We start from the raw sequence: 14656 nt of genomic DNA, 5'->3' as shown, positions 1-14656 counted from the left end.
CGATAGGATGGATGACAGGGAGAGCGGGGCTATAGGAAATTAGTTCCTTAATGGCAAAGATTTTTATGGTAAAATGGAATCTGGGAATCAAATGACATATCGTGTCAAACGGGAAAGGAGCAGCGACAGATGGCGACGATCGGTTTTGAAGAAAAGTTATGGTCCGCAGCCGATAAGCTGCGAAACAATATGGATGCGGCAGAATATAAACACGTCGTCTTAGGACTTATTTTCTTAAAATACGTGTCTGATACGTTTCAAGAAAAATGGGAGGAACTGATGAAAGAAGATCCCGATTTTGCGGAAGACCGCGACGCGTATATGGCGGACGGAGTGTTTTGGGTGCCGGAAACGGCCCGTTGGAGCTATATAGCGGAACGTTCGAAGTCGCCGGAAATCGGAAAAATTGTCGATGAGGCGTTGGATGCGATCGAAAAAGAGAATGACAGTTTAAAAGGAGTGCTCCCGAAAAACTACTCCCGCCCTGAGTTAGACAAGCGCATTTTAGGGGAAATTATTGACTTGTTTTCCAATATTGACGTCGGCGGCAGCGGGGCAAAGGAAAAAGACGTCTTAGGGCGGGTGTACGAATACTTCTTAGGCAAGTTTGCGGCAAGTGAAGGAAAAGGAGGCGGCGAGTTTTATACGCCAAAGTGTGTCGTCAAACTGATGGTCGAAATGATTCAACCATTCAAAGGATACGTGTATGACCCTGCATGCGGCAGCGGCGGGATGTTCGTCCAGTCGATGAAATTCGTCGAAGAACATGCGGGAAACAAGTTTGATATTTCCATTTACGGCCAAGAATCGAACCCAACGACATGGAAGCTCGCCAAAATGAACTTGGCGATTCGCGGCATTGAAAACAACCTCGGTCCGAAACATGCCGACACGTTCCATGAAGACTTGCATCCGACGTTAAAGGCGGATTATATTCTAGCCAATCCGCCGTTCAATGACAGCGACTGGGGGCAGCCGAAATTAATCGACGACCCGCGCTGGAAATTCGGAGTGCCGCCGGCCGGAAACGCCAACTACGCCTGGCTGCAGCATATGATCGACAAGCTTGGCCAAAACGGAAAAGCCGCCGTTGTGCTCGCGAACGGCTCGCTGTCCTCGATGACGTCCGGCGAATGGGAGATTCGCAAAAACATTGTCAACGCAGATTTAGTCGACGCGATCATCGCGTTGCCGGATAAATTGTTTTACACAACACAAATCCCGGTGTGCATTTGGATTTTAAACCGCAACAAGAAACATCCGAGGAAAACGTTATTCATCGATGCGCGCAAATTCGGCCAGCTCGTCACCCGGAAGTTGCGAGAGTTGACGGATGAGGATATCCGCAAAATCGCCGATACGTATATCAATTGGCAAAACAACGAGAACTACGAAGACGTGCAAGGCTTTTGCAAATCAGCGACGATCGACGACATTCGCGAGCACAACTACATCCTCACGCCGGGCCGCTACGTCGGCATTGAAGAAGAGGAAGAAGACGGGGAATCGTTTGAGGAAAAAATGGAGCGGCTGACAGCGACATTGGCGAAGCAATTTCAAAAATCGCGCCAGTTGGAAGAAGAAATTCGCAAGCAGTTGGGGGGGATAGGGTATGAGATATGACGGGTGGAAAGAAACAAGGTTAATAGATGTTATAGACATAAACCCTAGAACCCCTTTAAGAAAAGGAACGTTGGCCAAAAAAGTGTCCATGCAAGATGTTGCGGAGTTTACAAGAAAAATACAGTCATATGAAATTGCCGAGTTTACATCCGGTTCAAAATTTAAAAACGGTGATACTCTCCTTGCACGGATAACACCTTGTCTTGAAAATGGAAAAACAGCTTATGTCGACATCCTTGAAGATAATGAGATTGCTTTTGGCTCTACGGAGTTTATCGTGTTAAGAGCAAAGGAAGGAATAACCGATAGCAAGTTTGTGTATTACTTGGCTATTTCACCGGAATTCAGAAATATAGCAATAAAGTCCATGACGGGATCATCCGGCAGACAAAGGGTGCAAAGCGATGTCTTGGTTAACACTGTGATTGATTTGCCGCCACTAGAGGAACAAAAGAGAATTGCAAATGTGCTATCTGCAATTGACGACAAAATCGAACTCAACAATGAAATCAACCAAACCCTTGAAGAACTCGCCCAAACGATTTTCAAACGCTGGTTTGTCGATTTCGAGTTTCCGAATGAAAACGGCGAACCGTACAAATCAAGCGGCGGGAAGTTTGTCGAAAGCAAGTTGGGGATGATACCGGAGGGGTGGAGAGTGGCAACAATCGGCGATTTAGGGGACGTTGTAGGGGGAGGAACCCCTTCGAAAAAGCGGGAAGACTATTTCACCCAAAACGGCATCCCTTGGATTACGCCGAAAGATTTATCAAACAGTAAAAATCGTTATGTTGAAAGAGGAAGTGTTGATATTACGGAAGAGGGATTAAAGAATAGTAGTGCAAAATTGCTTCCTAAAGGTACCGTTCTTTTTAGCTCAAGGGCACCTATTGGTTATATTGCTATTGCTAAAAATGAGGTCACTACAAATCAAGGATTTAAGTCAGTGATCCCGCATAAGGACATCGGTTCGGAATTTGTGTTTCAAGTTTTAAAATATAACAAAGACTTGATCGAAAGCAGGGCCTCCGGAACAACGTTCAAAGAAATTTCAGGTGGGGAGTTGAAAAAAGTACCTATTGTTTTGCCAAAAATGGAAGTTATTCAACGTTATAACGAAGCAGTGAGAAGTTTAGGAGAATTAATATGCAATAATGAAGAAGAAATCAACGCTTTGATAAGTATGAGAGATTCATTATTGCCCAAGCTCATGTCCGGAGAAATTCGTGTCGTTGACGCCGAACGGGAGGTGGAAGTGTGTTTACAGAAGAGCAGCTAGAGCAAGCCGTGATTGAATATTTCCAAGAGCTCGGCTATCCGTATTTGCCGGTCGGGAAGTTGGAGCGGGACAAAAAGGAAGTGTTGCTACTTGACCGGTTGGAAGCGGCATTGATGAAACTAAATCCGGGAGCGCCTTTTGATGTCATCCGCGAGGCGATGCGGAAAATCCGTTATTTTGATACGAACGATGTCTTAACGAACAACAAAGTGTTTCATAAATACTTGACGGAAACGGTGGAAGTGGCCGAGTTTGTGGATGGGGAAACGGTGTACCATCGTGTTCGGCTCATTGATTGGGAAGCTCCGGAAAACAATGATTTTCTCGTCGTCAACCAATTGGAAGTCAGTGAAAAAGGGCAGGAAAAAATCCCCGACATCGTGTTGTATGTGAACGGCATGCCGCTTGTCGTTGCAGAGTTGAAAAGCACGTCGCGCGAAGAAGTGGATATCGAAGATGCATACAAGCAACTGAAAAATTATATGAATGTCCACATCCCATCGTTATTTTATTACAATGCGTTTCTCGTCATCAGCGACGGGGTGAAGGCGCGCGCGGGGACGATCACCGCGCCGCTTGACCGGTTTATGGCTTGGAAAAAGATCAATATCGAAGATGATGTCATAGAAAACCGGGAGTTGGAAACGTTAATGTTCGGCTTGTTCGAGCCGAAGCGCTTTTTGGATGTGATCAAAAACTTCACGTTGTTTGCGAACGAAGCGAAAATTATGGCGGCGTACCACCAATATTACGGCATGAAAAAAGCGGTTGCTTCTGTCATGCGGGCGGTTTGCGCCGACAAGCGCGCCGGGGTGATTTGGCACACGCAAGGGAGCGGCAAAAGTTATTCGATGGTGTTTTTGGCGGGAAACTTAGTCAGACAGGAACAGCTGAAAAATCCAACCATTGTCGTGATCACCGATCGCAACGATTTAGACGGACAGTTATTTGAAACGTTTTGCGGGGCGAGTGAATTTTTACGGCAAACACCATTACAAGCGGAAACGCGCAGCCATTTGAAAGAGCTGTTGGAACATCGGCAAACGGGCGGCATCGTTTTTTCAACGATTCAAAAGTTTGAAGAAGAAACCGGCTTGCTTTCTGAACGGGAAAACATCATCGTGATGGTTGACGAAGCCCACCGCTCCCAATACGGCGTTGATCCGAAATACGATATCGAAACGGGGGAGCAAAAGTACGGGTATGCGAAATATTTGCGTGAAGCGTTGCCGAATGCGACGTATATCGCGTTTACAGGGACGCCGATTGAAACGACCGATCGATCGACGACCGGCTTGTTCGGCGATGTCATTGATGTGTATGATATGACCCAAGCGGTGGAAGACGGGGCGACGGTCAAAATTTATTACGAATCTCGCTTGGCGAAAGTGAAATTGGACGAGAAGAAAATGAATGAAATTGACCAAGAATATTGGCGCATGCAAGTTCACGAAGGCGTCGGCGACTATATTATTGAACAAAGCCAAAAAAGCTTGAGCCGCATGGAGCAAATCATAGGTGACCAAGACCGAATTCGCGAAGTCGTCACGGACATTATCCACCATTACGAGGAGCGCGAACATCTTGTCAAAGGAAAAGCGATGATCGTTGCTTATTCGCGCAACACCGCGTTTGCAATGTATAAAGAGATCATGCGTCAACGTCCGGACTGGAAAGACAAAGTGAAAATTGTCATGACCGAAAACAATCAGGATCCGGAGGAGCTCGCGAAGCTTGTCGGAAATAAACAAACGCGGAAACAGCGGGAAAAAGAATTTAAAGATGTCGATCATCCGTTTAAAATCGTCATTGTTGTTGATATGTGGCTCACCGGTTTTGACGTGCCGGCGCTCGATACAATGTATATTGACAAGCCCATGAAGGCGCATAACTTGATGCAAGCGATCGCCCGCGTCAACCGCGTTTATCCGGGGAAAACAGGCGGATTGATTGTTGATTACATCGGCTTAAAGAAAAATTTAATGGAAGCGTTGCAAACGTATACGAAGCGCGACCAAGATAAAGTGCAAGAAAACACCCAAGCCCGCGACATCGCGTTAAACATCCTCGAAGTGTTGCGCAATATGTTTCATTCGTTTGACTATCGCTCGTTTTTTGGCGACAGTGACAAAAAGCGTTATGAAGTGATTTGTGGCGGCGCTGAATTTGTGCAACAAATAGAAAAACGAAAATCGCTGTTTATGACGGAAACGAAAAAGCTAAAAGATGTTTATAAAATTTGCACCGGCTTGCTTTCGAAAGAACAAAAAGAGGAAATTTCCTATTTTATCGCTGTTCGTTCCTTTATTATGAAATCTTCGCGAACAGGCACACCTGACTTAAAAGAAGTGAATGAACGAATCGCGAAAATGTTGGAAGAAGCGATTTTAGAAGATGAAGTGATGGTGTTGACCCAAGCGGTTTCATCGGAAAGTTTCGATTTGTTGGATGAGGAGAACATCAAAAAATTACGCGCCTTGCCGCAAAAAAATATTGCGTCGACCATTTTAATGCGCGTATTAAAGCAAAAATTGCAAGATGTGAAAAAGACAAACATGACGGTGAGCCAAACATTTTCCAAACGTTTTGAAAAAATATTAGAAAAATACAACAATCGAAATGATTACACGGATGTGTATGAAGTATTTGAGGAATTGCTTAAATTTAAAGAAGAGTTGCAGGCGGCGATTGAAGAAGGGAAACAGCTTGGCTTAACCGAGGAGGAGAAGGCGTTTTTCGACGTGTTAGGTTCTGACCCGGATATAAAAAAATTAATGGAAGATGAGATATTAATTCAAATCGCAAAGGATTTGGCGAAAACGGTAAAGGAAAACCGGACGCACGATTGGGATAAAAAAGCGCAAGCCCAAGCGCGCATGCGCCTTGAAATTAAGAAGGTGCTGCGCAAGTACGATTATCCGCCAAATAAACAGCCGAAAGCGGTGGAAGATGTGCTTGAGCAGGTGAAGCTGCAGTGCATGAATATGTAAGGGGATCAATCGGTGCTTTGAGGAGAGACAGTTATGGAGAATATGCTGTCTCTCCCCGCGAAATTCATCGTTTTGTCGCATTAGCAATAGTTTATTGAAGTGGTCAAGATATAAAACAACATCCAGTCATTTTTGTAAGGGGTTCTGTTCATATGGAAAGAGCATTTAACCCGTTAGGACAACTTGTTCATGCGAAAAACGCACATAAGTATGGGGTTGTCTATACGTGTCCATGCTGCGGCGCGAGAGTATTTAAAGCAGAAGGAAGGGTGCAGTCCGCTCACTTTCGTCACGAACGCGGGCAAGGGTCTGAACGATGCGAACTTTATGTTCAACGTTTGTCAGGTTCATCCCATCTTCATGATTATTCATTGATGATAAGCCGCCCCTTTATTACATTTGAACCATTGGAACGTGATTGGGAGCTTTTTATTACCTTTCCTTATTTAACGCCTTCTCAAGCGATGCAATGTGACGTGCATCATTTGCACTTTAAAATAAAATGCAATGAAATGAATTCCTTTATTTCCTCTGCACAGCTTTGGCCTAACTCTAGTGAAAATAAACTGTGGATTGTTCCGAAACAGGGCTACAGTTTTTCTTTTGCGACTAGAAAAGATGAAAAATGTTATGAGAAACTCGGCTTGTTTTGGCCTGAATATATTAAAGGGTTTCAAAACCATACATATTTGTTTCGGCCAATAAACCAAAGCTTTTGCATGATTGAGCCTAGAGAACTATCACTGAGTGACACGTTTTATATGATGTCACGGAAAAAAATAGAGTTTCCGAGGGAAATGGATGTAACACCATTAAATCAAAAGTATGGATGGTTTGCCTATAAAATCCGTCTTCCTTTTCTATTGGCGGAGCCGTTAATAGAGTGGTTTCGGCAATTTGGATATGACTTGAAACCGCCGTATTATTATTTGGATATAGTCGCCCCTTCAGTTTTTGGAAGAAAAGGCGAAGCGATGTTAATCGGAACAGGAAAATGTAGAATCCAAATATCTTTTCGTGACTTTCAACTGCAAAAGTACAGCCTAGTTCATATTCAACCGGATTATACGAGTCGGGAATATCCGCTGTCGAGTTCTTATGTTGACATTATATTGCATAAAAAGGGTTTTCATACTTTTTATATTAAAAAACATGAAGGAAAGATGTTACATCTATTTTATGATCCAAACGCGAACCCATGTTTTTCGGAACGATTGGAATCCGGGGTTGTGGCTGACCAGCGGACATTGGCGCTGTGTGAGGAAAAGAGCATCTTGAAATATACAACGGTTTCGGTAACAGATCCTCTTTTGTTTCCTTACTGGATCAAAGAAAAAAATCGGTTTGCCAGAGAGCTCAGTCAAGGGGGAGAATTTTTTCATCCATCTGTTGAGAAGCTTTTTATTCCTGGGGTTTGGGCGTTTGACTTTTCTGCTCAAGAGATGCGCGATTTAGCCCATCCCGATTGGCGCAAAGTTTTATTGGCGTATATGCAGCTTGAGCAAACAAAGTGTTGTTGGATTTCAAATGAACAATATCGTTTCCTAGAGTTTTTGTTGCAAGATGTAGGGGATAAAATGTTGCGGGCAAAACTAGCCTACTATGTAAAGACATATCGAAACAAGGTTCCAAAAATAGTAAAGGAATTTATTGATGGGAGGAGATCGTCGTGAAGACGGTATTTGGGATTGTCGAAAAAGAAAGAAAGCCAAATAAAAAATATGTGTTTGTTAAAGTTTTAGCGGAATATCGCGATCACCAGTTAATTGAGGTTCAGGAAGCACGATTGCATTATCCAAGTGAGGGGGAAGTGATATGGTCTCCTGCTCCTGAAGACATTCACGCAGGGAAAGTGGGATTTTATACAATCGAAGAAAGAAATGAGGAAGACTACGCAGGAAGACTTGTATATTCAAAGTTTATCGTAAGAAAAGAATTGGAGAATTTAAAATATTATGAGGTATTTCCGATACCGTTTTCACTTGCGCAAAATCATGACATTGTTTATTTGATTCAGAACGGGTTTGATGCCCCGCAGCAGTTTAGTTCAGAAATTTTACTCTTAACGAACGATGATTATTTAGTTGGACCTTACCGTGTCAAACAGACAAAAGAACAAAAATGGGTGATTGATTCGTCCGGCGATAAGTTGCTCGAAATACGAAAAAAAGGGATGCATCTCGTTAAATATAATGATAAGAACGTCGGGATCGAACGATACTTTGTATCGGCGATGCTAGCGAGCCCTGTCGAAGATTATCTCGATTGTGCCACTAACGATCGGATTATGCGTTATGCTTTAAAAACGTTGAAAGACCAGCAACAGGTTCAGGAAATTTCACGAAAAGTCATCAGTCAGCTATCTGAATTGGTTAGCGATCTCCCTCCGCAAGTTCGTTATGAGCGCATTATGCGAGCCATTGAGTTGTTGGCTAAATATCAAATAACAAAGGAAGATATTGGTCAATTTGAGGAAGAATTATTACAGTACCCAGCGATTCAAAGGAAAATAGAGGATAAATTAGAGGAAAGGTTTGCTGCGGAGAAAGCAAGAATCGAAGATGAGCATCGAAAAGTATTGAACGAAACAGAACAGCTGCGTAGAAAAAAAGAGCATTTGCTCGTTGAGATGGAAGAGATCGAAAGACAGATAAAGGAAACGGAAGAAAGATTAAAAAAAGCCGATGAAGCATTGGAGTTAAAGATCAAGGAAATGAAAGATAACATTTTCCGGACTTTGGCTGATTTACTCCCTTTCGCAAATTTAGGGTTAAATGTCTCCACGCATAACGAATCAAACGATCGAAATCATTCGCAATGGGTGGTGAAGGATGTTGATGAAACAACAGTTTATTATGAAGATATAAATCATTTAATGACATCCATTGCAGAAAACCTATGCATGATTGGCATGCAGGAGAATAAAGCATGGTTGACAGCGAAAACGATCATCGGAGCGATTTTGTTTCGTAAACCAGTCGTGGTCAAAGGAGAATTTAGTTTTGAACTGTCACAGGCAATCGGCTGGGCGGTTGCAGGAAACGATCATCTAACGGTTTTTCCAGATATAAAGAATTTTACTAATAAAACGTTGATCAATTGCTTTTCTCGTTATACACGGCCTGACTGTGTAAAGTCTCTTCATTTATGCCAAATTGAAAATTCGCCCGCTGAATTGTATTTACAATCGTTTCTCGACTATTGGCGCGTGTCTATTGATGAGTCGTTGCCAGAATTGATTTTGATAAGCATAAAAGAAGAAAGTGAGTTGACCGATTCGTTTATTCAAAAGCTATCGTTTTCGCCTGTGATCAGCGCAGACGAAATGACGACAACTCCTGATATTCTCTCATTAAGAAAGACACATCGCTTAGTCTTCGGCTCCATCCCTGCACATTTACTTGTAGAAGGTAAAATATTAAAGGAGAAATCCAGTGAGTTCAACAATTTTTTGGAAATTGTGCAAGAAGTCATGTCGTTTACGAAACAAAAAGAAGCATTTAAAAAATGGTTTCGGTTATTAGAGGATGAACGGCTCGAGGAAGAAGCTGTGTCTGTATGGGTCGTCAAGGTGCTACTGCAGCCGTATGTTGCCCGTGAGCAGGCAAAGAAGATCTTAGAAGAGTTTGACAGCGAGAATATTTTGATTTAGTAAGGGGGTGGAGCTCGAGAGATGTTGACAGATGCATGGAAGAATACAATTATACAATTTAGACAAATAAAACGTCATGTCCTTTCTTTGGTGCACTTTTATGCATTCGAGGACTATAAAATGAACCCGGTGCATTTTCAGCGGCTTATCCCGCCTTTGCAAAGATTGCTAAAGGGGCGCTTTTTTGAAGATCTTCGAAACGTTATGAAAGAAGAAGATCAAACCGAAGCACAGTCATTGCTCGAACTGTTATCTGGTTTGGGGGAAATATTGAAGCTTGCCAATGGATATTATTTGCCGTTGCCCCCGCGCTGTGTCGAACTTCCCGTGTCTAAAAGCTTGGTTGTGCTTAGCAACCCTGAAGGAAAGAGCGACAAGTATTACGGGTGCGGCAGCGGTTATATGGAAGAGGGCAGTCATGTTCCAACGTTGATGATTGACGAATGGATGCCTTCACCGACTGTAAATGAATTTATCGAAACGCTCAAATTGCAGAACCCAGTAAAACTAAACGATGAACCAACAGAACTATTTTTGCCTCAAAAACGGCGCAAATGGTACCCATTTCAAATGAATCTTGCATCAAAGTCTGATTGTTATATTGCTAGGTATGCATTAAAAAACAGTCAACCGCTCTACTTTTGGGTTGAGAACATGGGAAGGGGTGATGCGCGTTATTACAAGATACCCGAATATTATTTAGAAACGGCCAAGTATGCCTTAGAGTATAAGGCTCAGGTGAAAACAACGATAAAGTGTGCAAAAATTCGTGAGGATGTTATTTATGTCCGTCTTTTTAAAAAGTTTCCTGTGTTTGAACAAAAGATGGCGATGCTTTTTTGTTTCCCGCTTTCCTTTATCAAACCGATTGAGTGGATTGTGCCTTTGTGGCATTATTCAGATTTTATTTGGGTTTTGCGGCGCTTGGGGATTGATGAGGATTCAATACGATGGGAAGGAGTCGAAATGGGATGATGGAATTTACCATTAACTCCGTTTCTGCACGGCTGCATCAAAAATTGCGCGAATATATTGAAGCGCAATATCCAATCAGCCATCCCTCTTTGCTGTTAGAGCGCAGAGAGTTATTGGATTCACCGGGGGTCATTTCGAAGGAGCCGTATATTGAGGCCACTCCTGTTTATGAGCTGGGGCCTGCCTATGAGCAGATGAATTTGCCTGCTCATTGCAAAGAAGCAATGACTTATTTTTCGGAGTTGTCTCCTAGTGTAGGAATTTATAAGAGGCCGTACGTCCATCAGCAGGAGGCGCTTGAATCATTTTTAGTGGATGGACATGATTTAGTTGTAGCGACTGGAACCGGCTCAGGTAAAACGGAATCATTCTTACATCCCATTTTAAACTCATTAATTGATGAAGGATTTAATAGAAGGGAACAGTTTCAAACACATGCGGTTCGGGCGTTAATACTATATCCGATGAATGCGCTAGTCAGCGATCAAATCACAAGATTGCGCCAGCTTTTTGGTGATGAGAGAGTGTCCAAGTACTTTCGGGATCATTTCGGTCGTCATCCATTATTTGGTATGTACACATCAAGAACACCTTACCCGGGAGAGCGGACAAAGGAAAAAGACGACTATCAGTTGAAGGAGATTATTGACTATTATTTGGATATTGAAAAGAATCGGCCGCAGCTGGCGCTGGAAATGAAAAAAAGAGGGAAATGGATAGCGAAAAATTTAACAAACTTCCGTTCAGGCAAAAGAGGCGACTGGAAATCTCGATATTTGACCTCTCCTGACGACCGGGAATTGTTTACTAGACACGAGATGCAAACGACTCCCCCGGATATTTTGGTAACGAACTATTCCATGCTGGAGTATATGTTGATGCGCCCGATTGAGCGGCCAATTTGGGAGAAAACAAGACAATGGCTTGCAGAAGATGAAGCGAACACATTGATTCTAGTGCTTGATGAGGCGCATATGTACCGAGGAACGAGCGGTGCAGAGGTGGCTCTACTCATTAGAAGGCTGCAGGCAAGATTAGGAATTACACGCGATCGATTGCGCTGCATTCTAACGAGTGCAAGTTTGGGCGCGGAGGATGATGATTCGGCGGCTATTGAATTTGCTGAACAATTAACGGGTAAACTGAAAAAACGTTCGTTTAAGTTGATCAAAGGAGTGAAAGAAAAAAGAAAGCCCGGAAGAATTGGCACGACAGAAGAGGCCTATGCATTCGCCTTGCTAGACAGCGAGCAGTTTACCAATCGCATTCATCAGTACGATACATTGCGGTCGAATCTCCAGGCTGTAGCAAAGCGGCTTGGATGGGGAGATGTCCCACATAATTTAGATGAGCTGCCGTCGTATCTATATAAAAGTTTAGACGGATTTGGACCGCTCGAATTAATTATTGAACAAATAAGCGGAAATGCTAAAAAGTTCAGCGATATTGCCAAGTTGGTATTTCCAAGTGTCGATATGAAAATGGCCCAAAAAGCGACAAGCCATTTATTAATGTTGGCCAATGCAGCTAAAAATAATGAGCGAGTGTTATTGCCGGTAAGGATCCATTTATTCTTTAAAGGTGTATCAGGTATTTATGTCTGCACCAATTCGAAATGTGAGGAAAAAAGAGTAAAAGGAAACGATTCGATTTTAGGAAAAATGTATGATTCTCCGAAATTACAATGTACTTGCAGCAAGGAAGCAAGGGTCTACGAATTGCTTACCCATCGAAAATGTGGAACTGCATTTATTCGAGGGTATATATCGAAAAAGGACGGTAACTACTTATGGGCTGAAAAAGGGAAAGGCATTGTTGGCGAGGAGTTGACAGAGATTCATTTGCTGGTTGAACCGCCCCATGAAAAAATACAAAAAGGAGAACGATCGGTGCGTCCTGTATGGCTCGATATCAGGACGGGATATTTAATGAAGTCGCCGCCGGAAGATCCTGAAGGTTATCTAAAATTGTATTTGCCTCATGATGAGGCAAATAAGAACAAAAAGAAAAAGCAAACAATTACATTCCAACAATGTCCGTGCTGTATGAGAAAAGTGCAGGGAACGATTACGGACTTAAAAACAAAAGGTGAGCAGCCTTTTGCTAATTTAGTTCGCGAGCAATTTTTATTGCAACCTCCGGTAAAGCTGAATAAACAATTGCCTAATGAGGGACGGAAAGTGCTGCTGTTTTCTGACGGACGCCAAAAGGCTGCACGTCTTGCCAGGGATATTCCCCATGAAGTAGAGCTTGACTCTTTTAGACAGTCCATTTTATTGGCGGCTCAAAAATTAATTGATCAAGATATTGAACCGAAACTGAGCGGCGCTTTATATTGTTCGTTGCTGCAAGTGCTTGATGAGCATAAATTATACTTTTTTGAAGGACAGGATCGAAAATCGTTGGCCTATCATGTTCAAATTTTACATGAGGATTTTGATGGCGACTATGAGGAGCTGATTGAAAACGGCGACATTGAACTGCTGCCTCGTTTCAAAACAGAACTTCTTCGCCAGCTTTGCCATCCACTCTACTCGGTTTATACAACGGCCACAGGCTACGTAGAGCCTGTTAAAAGAGAAATGGCAAGAGTAGAAAGAAAGCTAAAAGAGATATTGTCGAAGGAAGACATTTATGTACTGACTATGCTGTTCATTCAAGAAATGCTGGATAGAGTGGCCATAGATTCAACCATTCATTTCTATGAGAGGCTGAAGATTAGAGGGTTCGGGGGCGATGATTGGGGAGTTGAGAAAGGTTATATACCGAAAAACTTAGAGAATATCATTCATCTTTATGTTCAAAGTGAGGAGCATAAGAAGGAAATTGTCGATGCATTGTTTAAATTGTGTACAGAATCGGAAGGGAGATATTATTTATCCCCTAGAAAATTAAAACTGATTCCTGGCATTTATACAACTTGGTATAAATGCAATGATTGCAAAGAAATGAATATCGTTGCAGCAAAAAACAAATGTGTGAATTGTTTATCGGAAAATATCGAGATATTAGACGTGAACAGTAAACGGTTGGATTCAGAAAAAGGATTTTGGCGTTCACCTATACAAAAAATATTGACAAACCATGAGAAAATTTCGAACATCACCGTTGAAGAGCATACCGCTCAACTGTCGCAAAAGGATGCGAAAATAGCGATCGCAACAACAGAAGAGTACGAATTGCGGTTCCAAGATATCATATTAGATGTTTTAGAAGGACCTGTCGATATTTTAAGCTGTACAACCACAATGGAAGTCGGCGTCGACATCGGTTCACTGACTGCCGTTGGACTACGAAATGTTCCGCCACAACGGGAGAACTACCAGCAGCGTGCGGGACGTGCTGGACGGAGGGGAACGGCTTTATCGACCGTAGTTACTTATGCCCAGGGAGGGCCGCACGATTATTATTATTTTCAACAGCCTGAAAAAATGATCAGCGGTTCGGCTCGCAAACCCATTGTTTATATTGATAATAAAAAAATCACCAAAAGGCATTTGAACGCATTTCTCATTCAAACGTATTTTCATGAAAACGTTTCTACAAGTGCCGTTGCGTTAAGCATTCTCAGCAGTTCGTTAGGTGATACAAAATCATTTTTTGAAGGTACTCCGCCTTTTAATTATGAGCAGTTTAAAAAATGGCTGAATGACAATATCGCCTGTCGTTTTCGCGACTATCCGGTGATTTTTGACTTGATTCCGGATGAGGTTGTTTCGACAGAAGGAATATTAGGCGGGGATATGGTAGAGCGAAAATGGTATATTGTTAAGGAAGCATGTAATGAGCTAGTAAGCGAGTTGGAACGGAATTATGAGAAAGTCAAACATACAATACAAACCATCGATGGTGACGATATAGCGGAAGTAAATCCGAACGATAAATTTCTCGATTTTTTGTTCAATCACGGCTTGCTTCCAACCTATGCATTTCCACAAGATTTATGCAGTTTTTACATCGAAGGGAAGGATGAAAGAACGGGGAGAATAATCGTTAAACAACGACCGCAATTGGAGATAAACAGAGCGTTGAGCGAGTATGCGCCAGGAAGACAAATTGTTGTTGATAAGAAAACATATCGAATAGGGGGAATTTATGTACCTAATCCACACGATCCGTTAAAACCGGCTAAAGATG

The 14656-nt window shown here is 42.5% G+C and carries 7 protein-coding genes; all 7 read left to right on the top strand.

The genetic code is table 11. From position 1 onward, the window contains the following. Nucleotides 1–129 precede the first annotated feature (129 nt). Entirely contained in the window at nt 130–1623 is a 1494-nt protein-coding gene (locus tag GJ1_RS10340; RefSeq protein ID WP_066231933.1) for a class I SAM-dependent DNA methyltransferase, read from the top strand. After that, on the top strand, nt 1613–2902 hold the full coding sequence (locus GJ1_RS10335) for a restriction endonuclease subunit S (protein WP_066231931.1): 1290 nt from the start codon (nt 1613–1615) through the stop codon (nt 2900–2902). Before GJ1_RS10340 ends, GJ1_RS10335 begins: the two co-directional genes overlap by 11 nt. Beyond that, a complete protein-coding gene (locus GJ1_RS10330; RefSeq protein WP_066231927.1) occupies nt 2881–5892 on the top strand; it encodes a type I restriction endonuclease subunit R in 3012 nt (1003 codons plus the stop codon). Before GJ1_RS10335 ends, GJ1_RS10330 begins: the two co-directional genes overlap by 22 nt. A 152-nt stretch (nt 5893–6044) precedes the next feature. Then, nucleotides 6045–7565: a competence protein CoiA family protein gene (locus GJ1_RS10325; RefSeq protein WP_245629378.1), complete on the top strand. Its 1521-nt coding sequence runs from the start codon at nt 6045–6047 to the stop codon at nt 7563–7565. After that, nucleotides 7562–9544, top strand: coding sequence for a hypothetical protein (locus GJ1_RS10320; RefSeq protein WP_066231923.1), 1983 nt, complete (start codon nt 7562–7564; stop codon nt 9542–9544). Before GJ1_RS10325 ends, GJ1_RS10320 begins: the two co-directional genes overlap by 4 nt. 21 nt (nt 9545–9565) lie before the next feature. Then, nucleotides 9566–10519: a Druantia-type antiviral defence protein DruD gene (druD, locus tag GJ1_RS10315; RefSeq protein ID WP_066231920.1), complete on the top strand. Its 954-nt coding sequence runs from the start codon at nt 9566–9568 to the stop codon at nt 10517–10519. Next, on the top strand, nt 10516–14656 hold a 4141-nt coding region (locus GJ1_RS10310), incomplete at its 3' end, for a DEAD/DEAH box helicase (RefSeq protein ID WP_066231917.1). The genes druD and GJ1_RS10310, both read left to right, overlap by 4 nt.

This window comes from Geobacillus jurassicus NBRC 107829 (genome assembly GCF_001544315.1).
Taxonomy (GTDB): Bacteria; Bacillota; Bacilli; order Bacillales; family Anoxybacillaceae; genus Geobacillus; species Geobacillus jurassicus.
The sequence above is the reverse complement of the archived record's forward strand: the minus strand, read 5'-3'. Positions and strand labels throughout refer to the sequence as shown.

What these genes read in the sequence shown, in the direction of transcription:
- GJ1_RS10340 (WP_066231933.1), top strand. Translation starts at nt 130, where the DNA reads ATGGCGACGATCGGTTTTGAAGAAAAGTTATGGTCCGCAGCCGATAAG.
- GJ1_RS10335 (WP_066231931.1), top strand. Translation starts at nt 1,613, where the DNA reads ATGAGATATGACGGGTGGAAAGAAACAAGGTTAATAGATGTTATAGAC.
- GJ1_RS10325 (WP_245629378.1), top strand. Translation starts at nt 6,045, where the DNA reads ATGGAAAGAGCATTTAACCCGTTAGGACAACTTGTTCATGCGAAAAAC.
- druD (WP_066231920.1), top strand. Translation starts at nt 9,566, where the DNA reads ATGTTGACAGATGCATGGAAGAATACAATTATACAATTTAGACAAATA.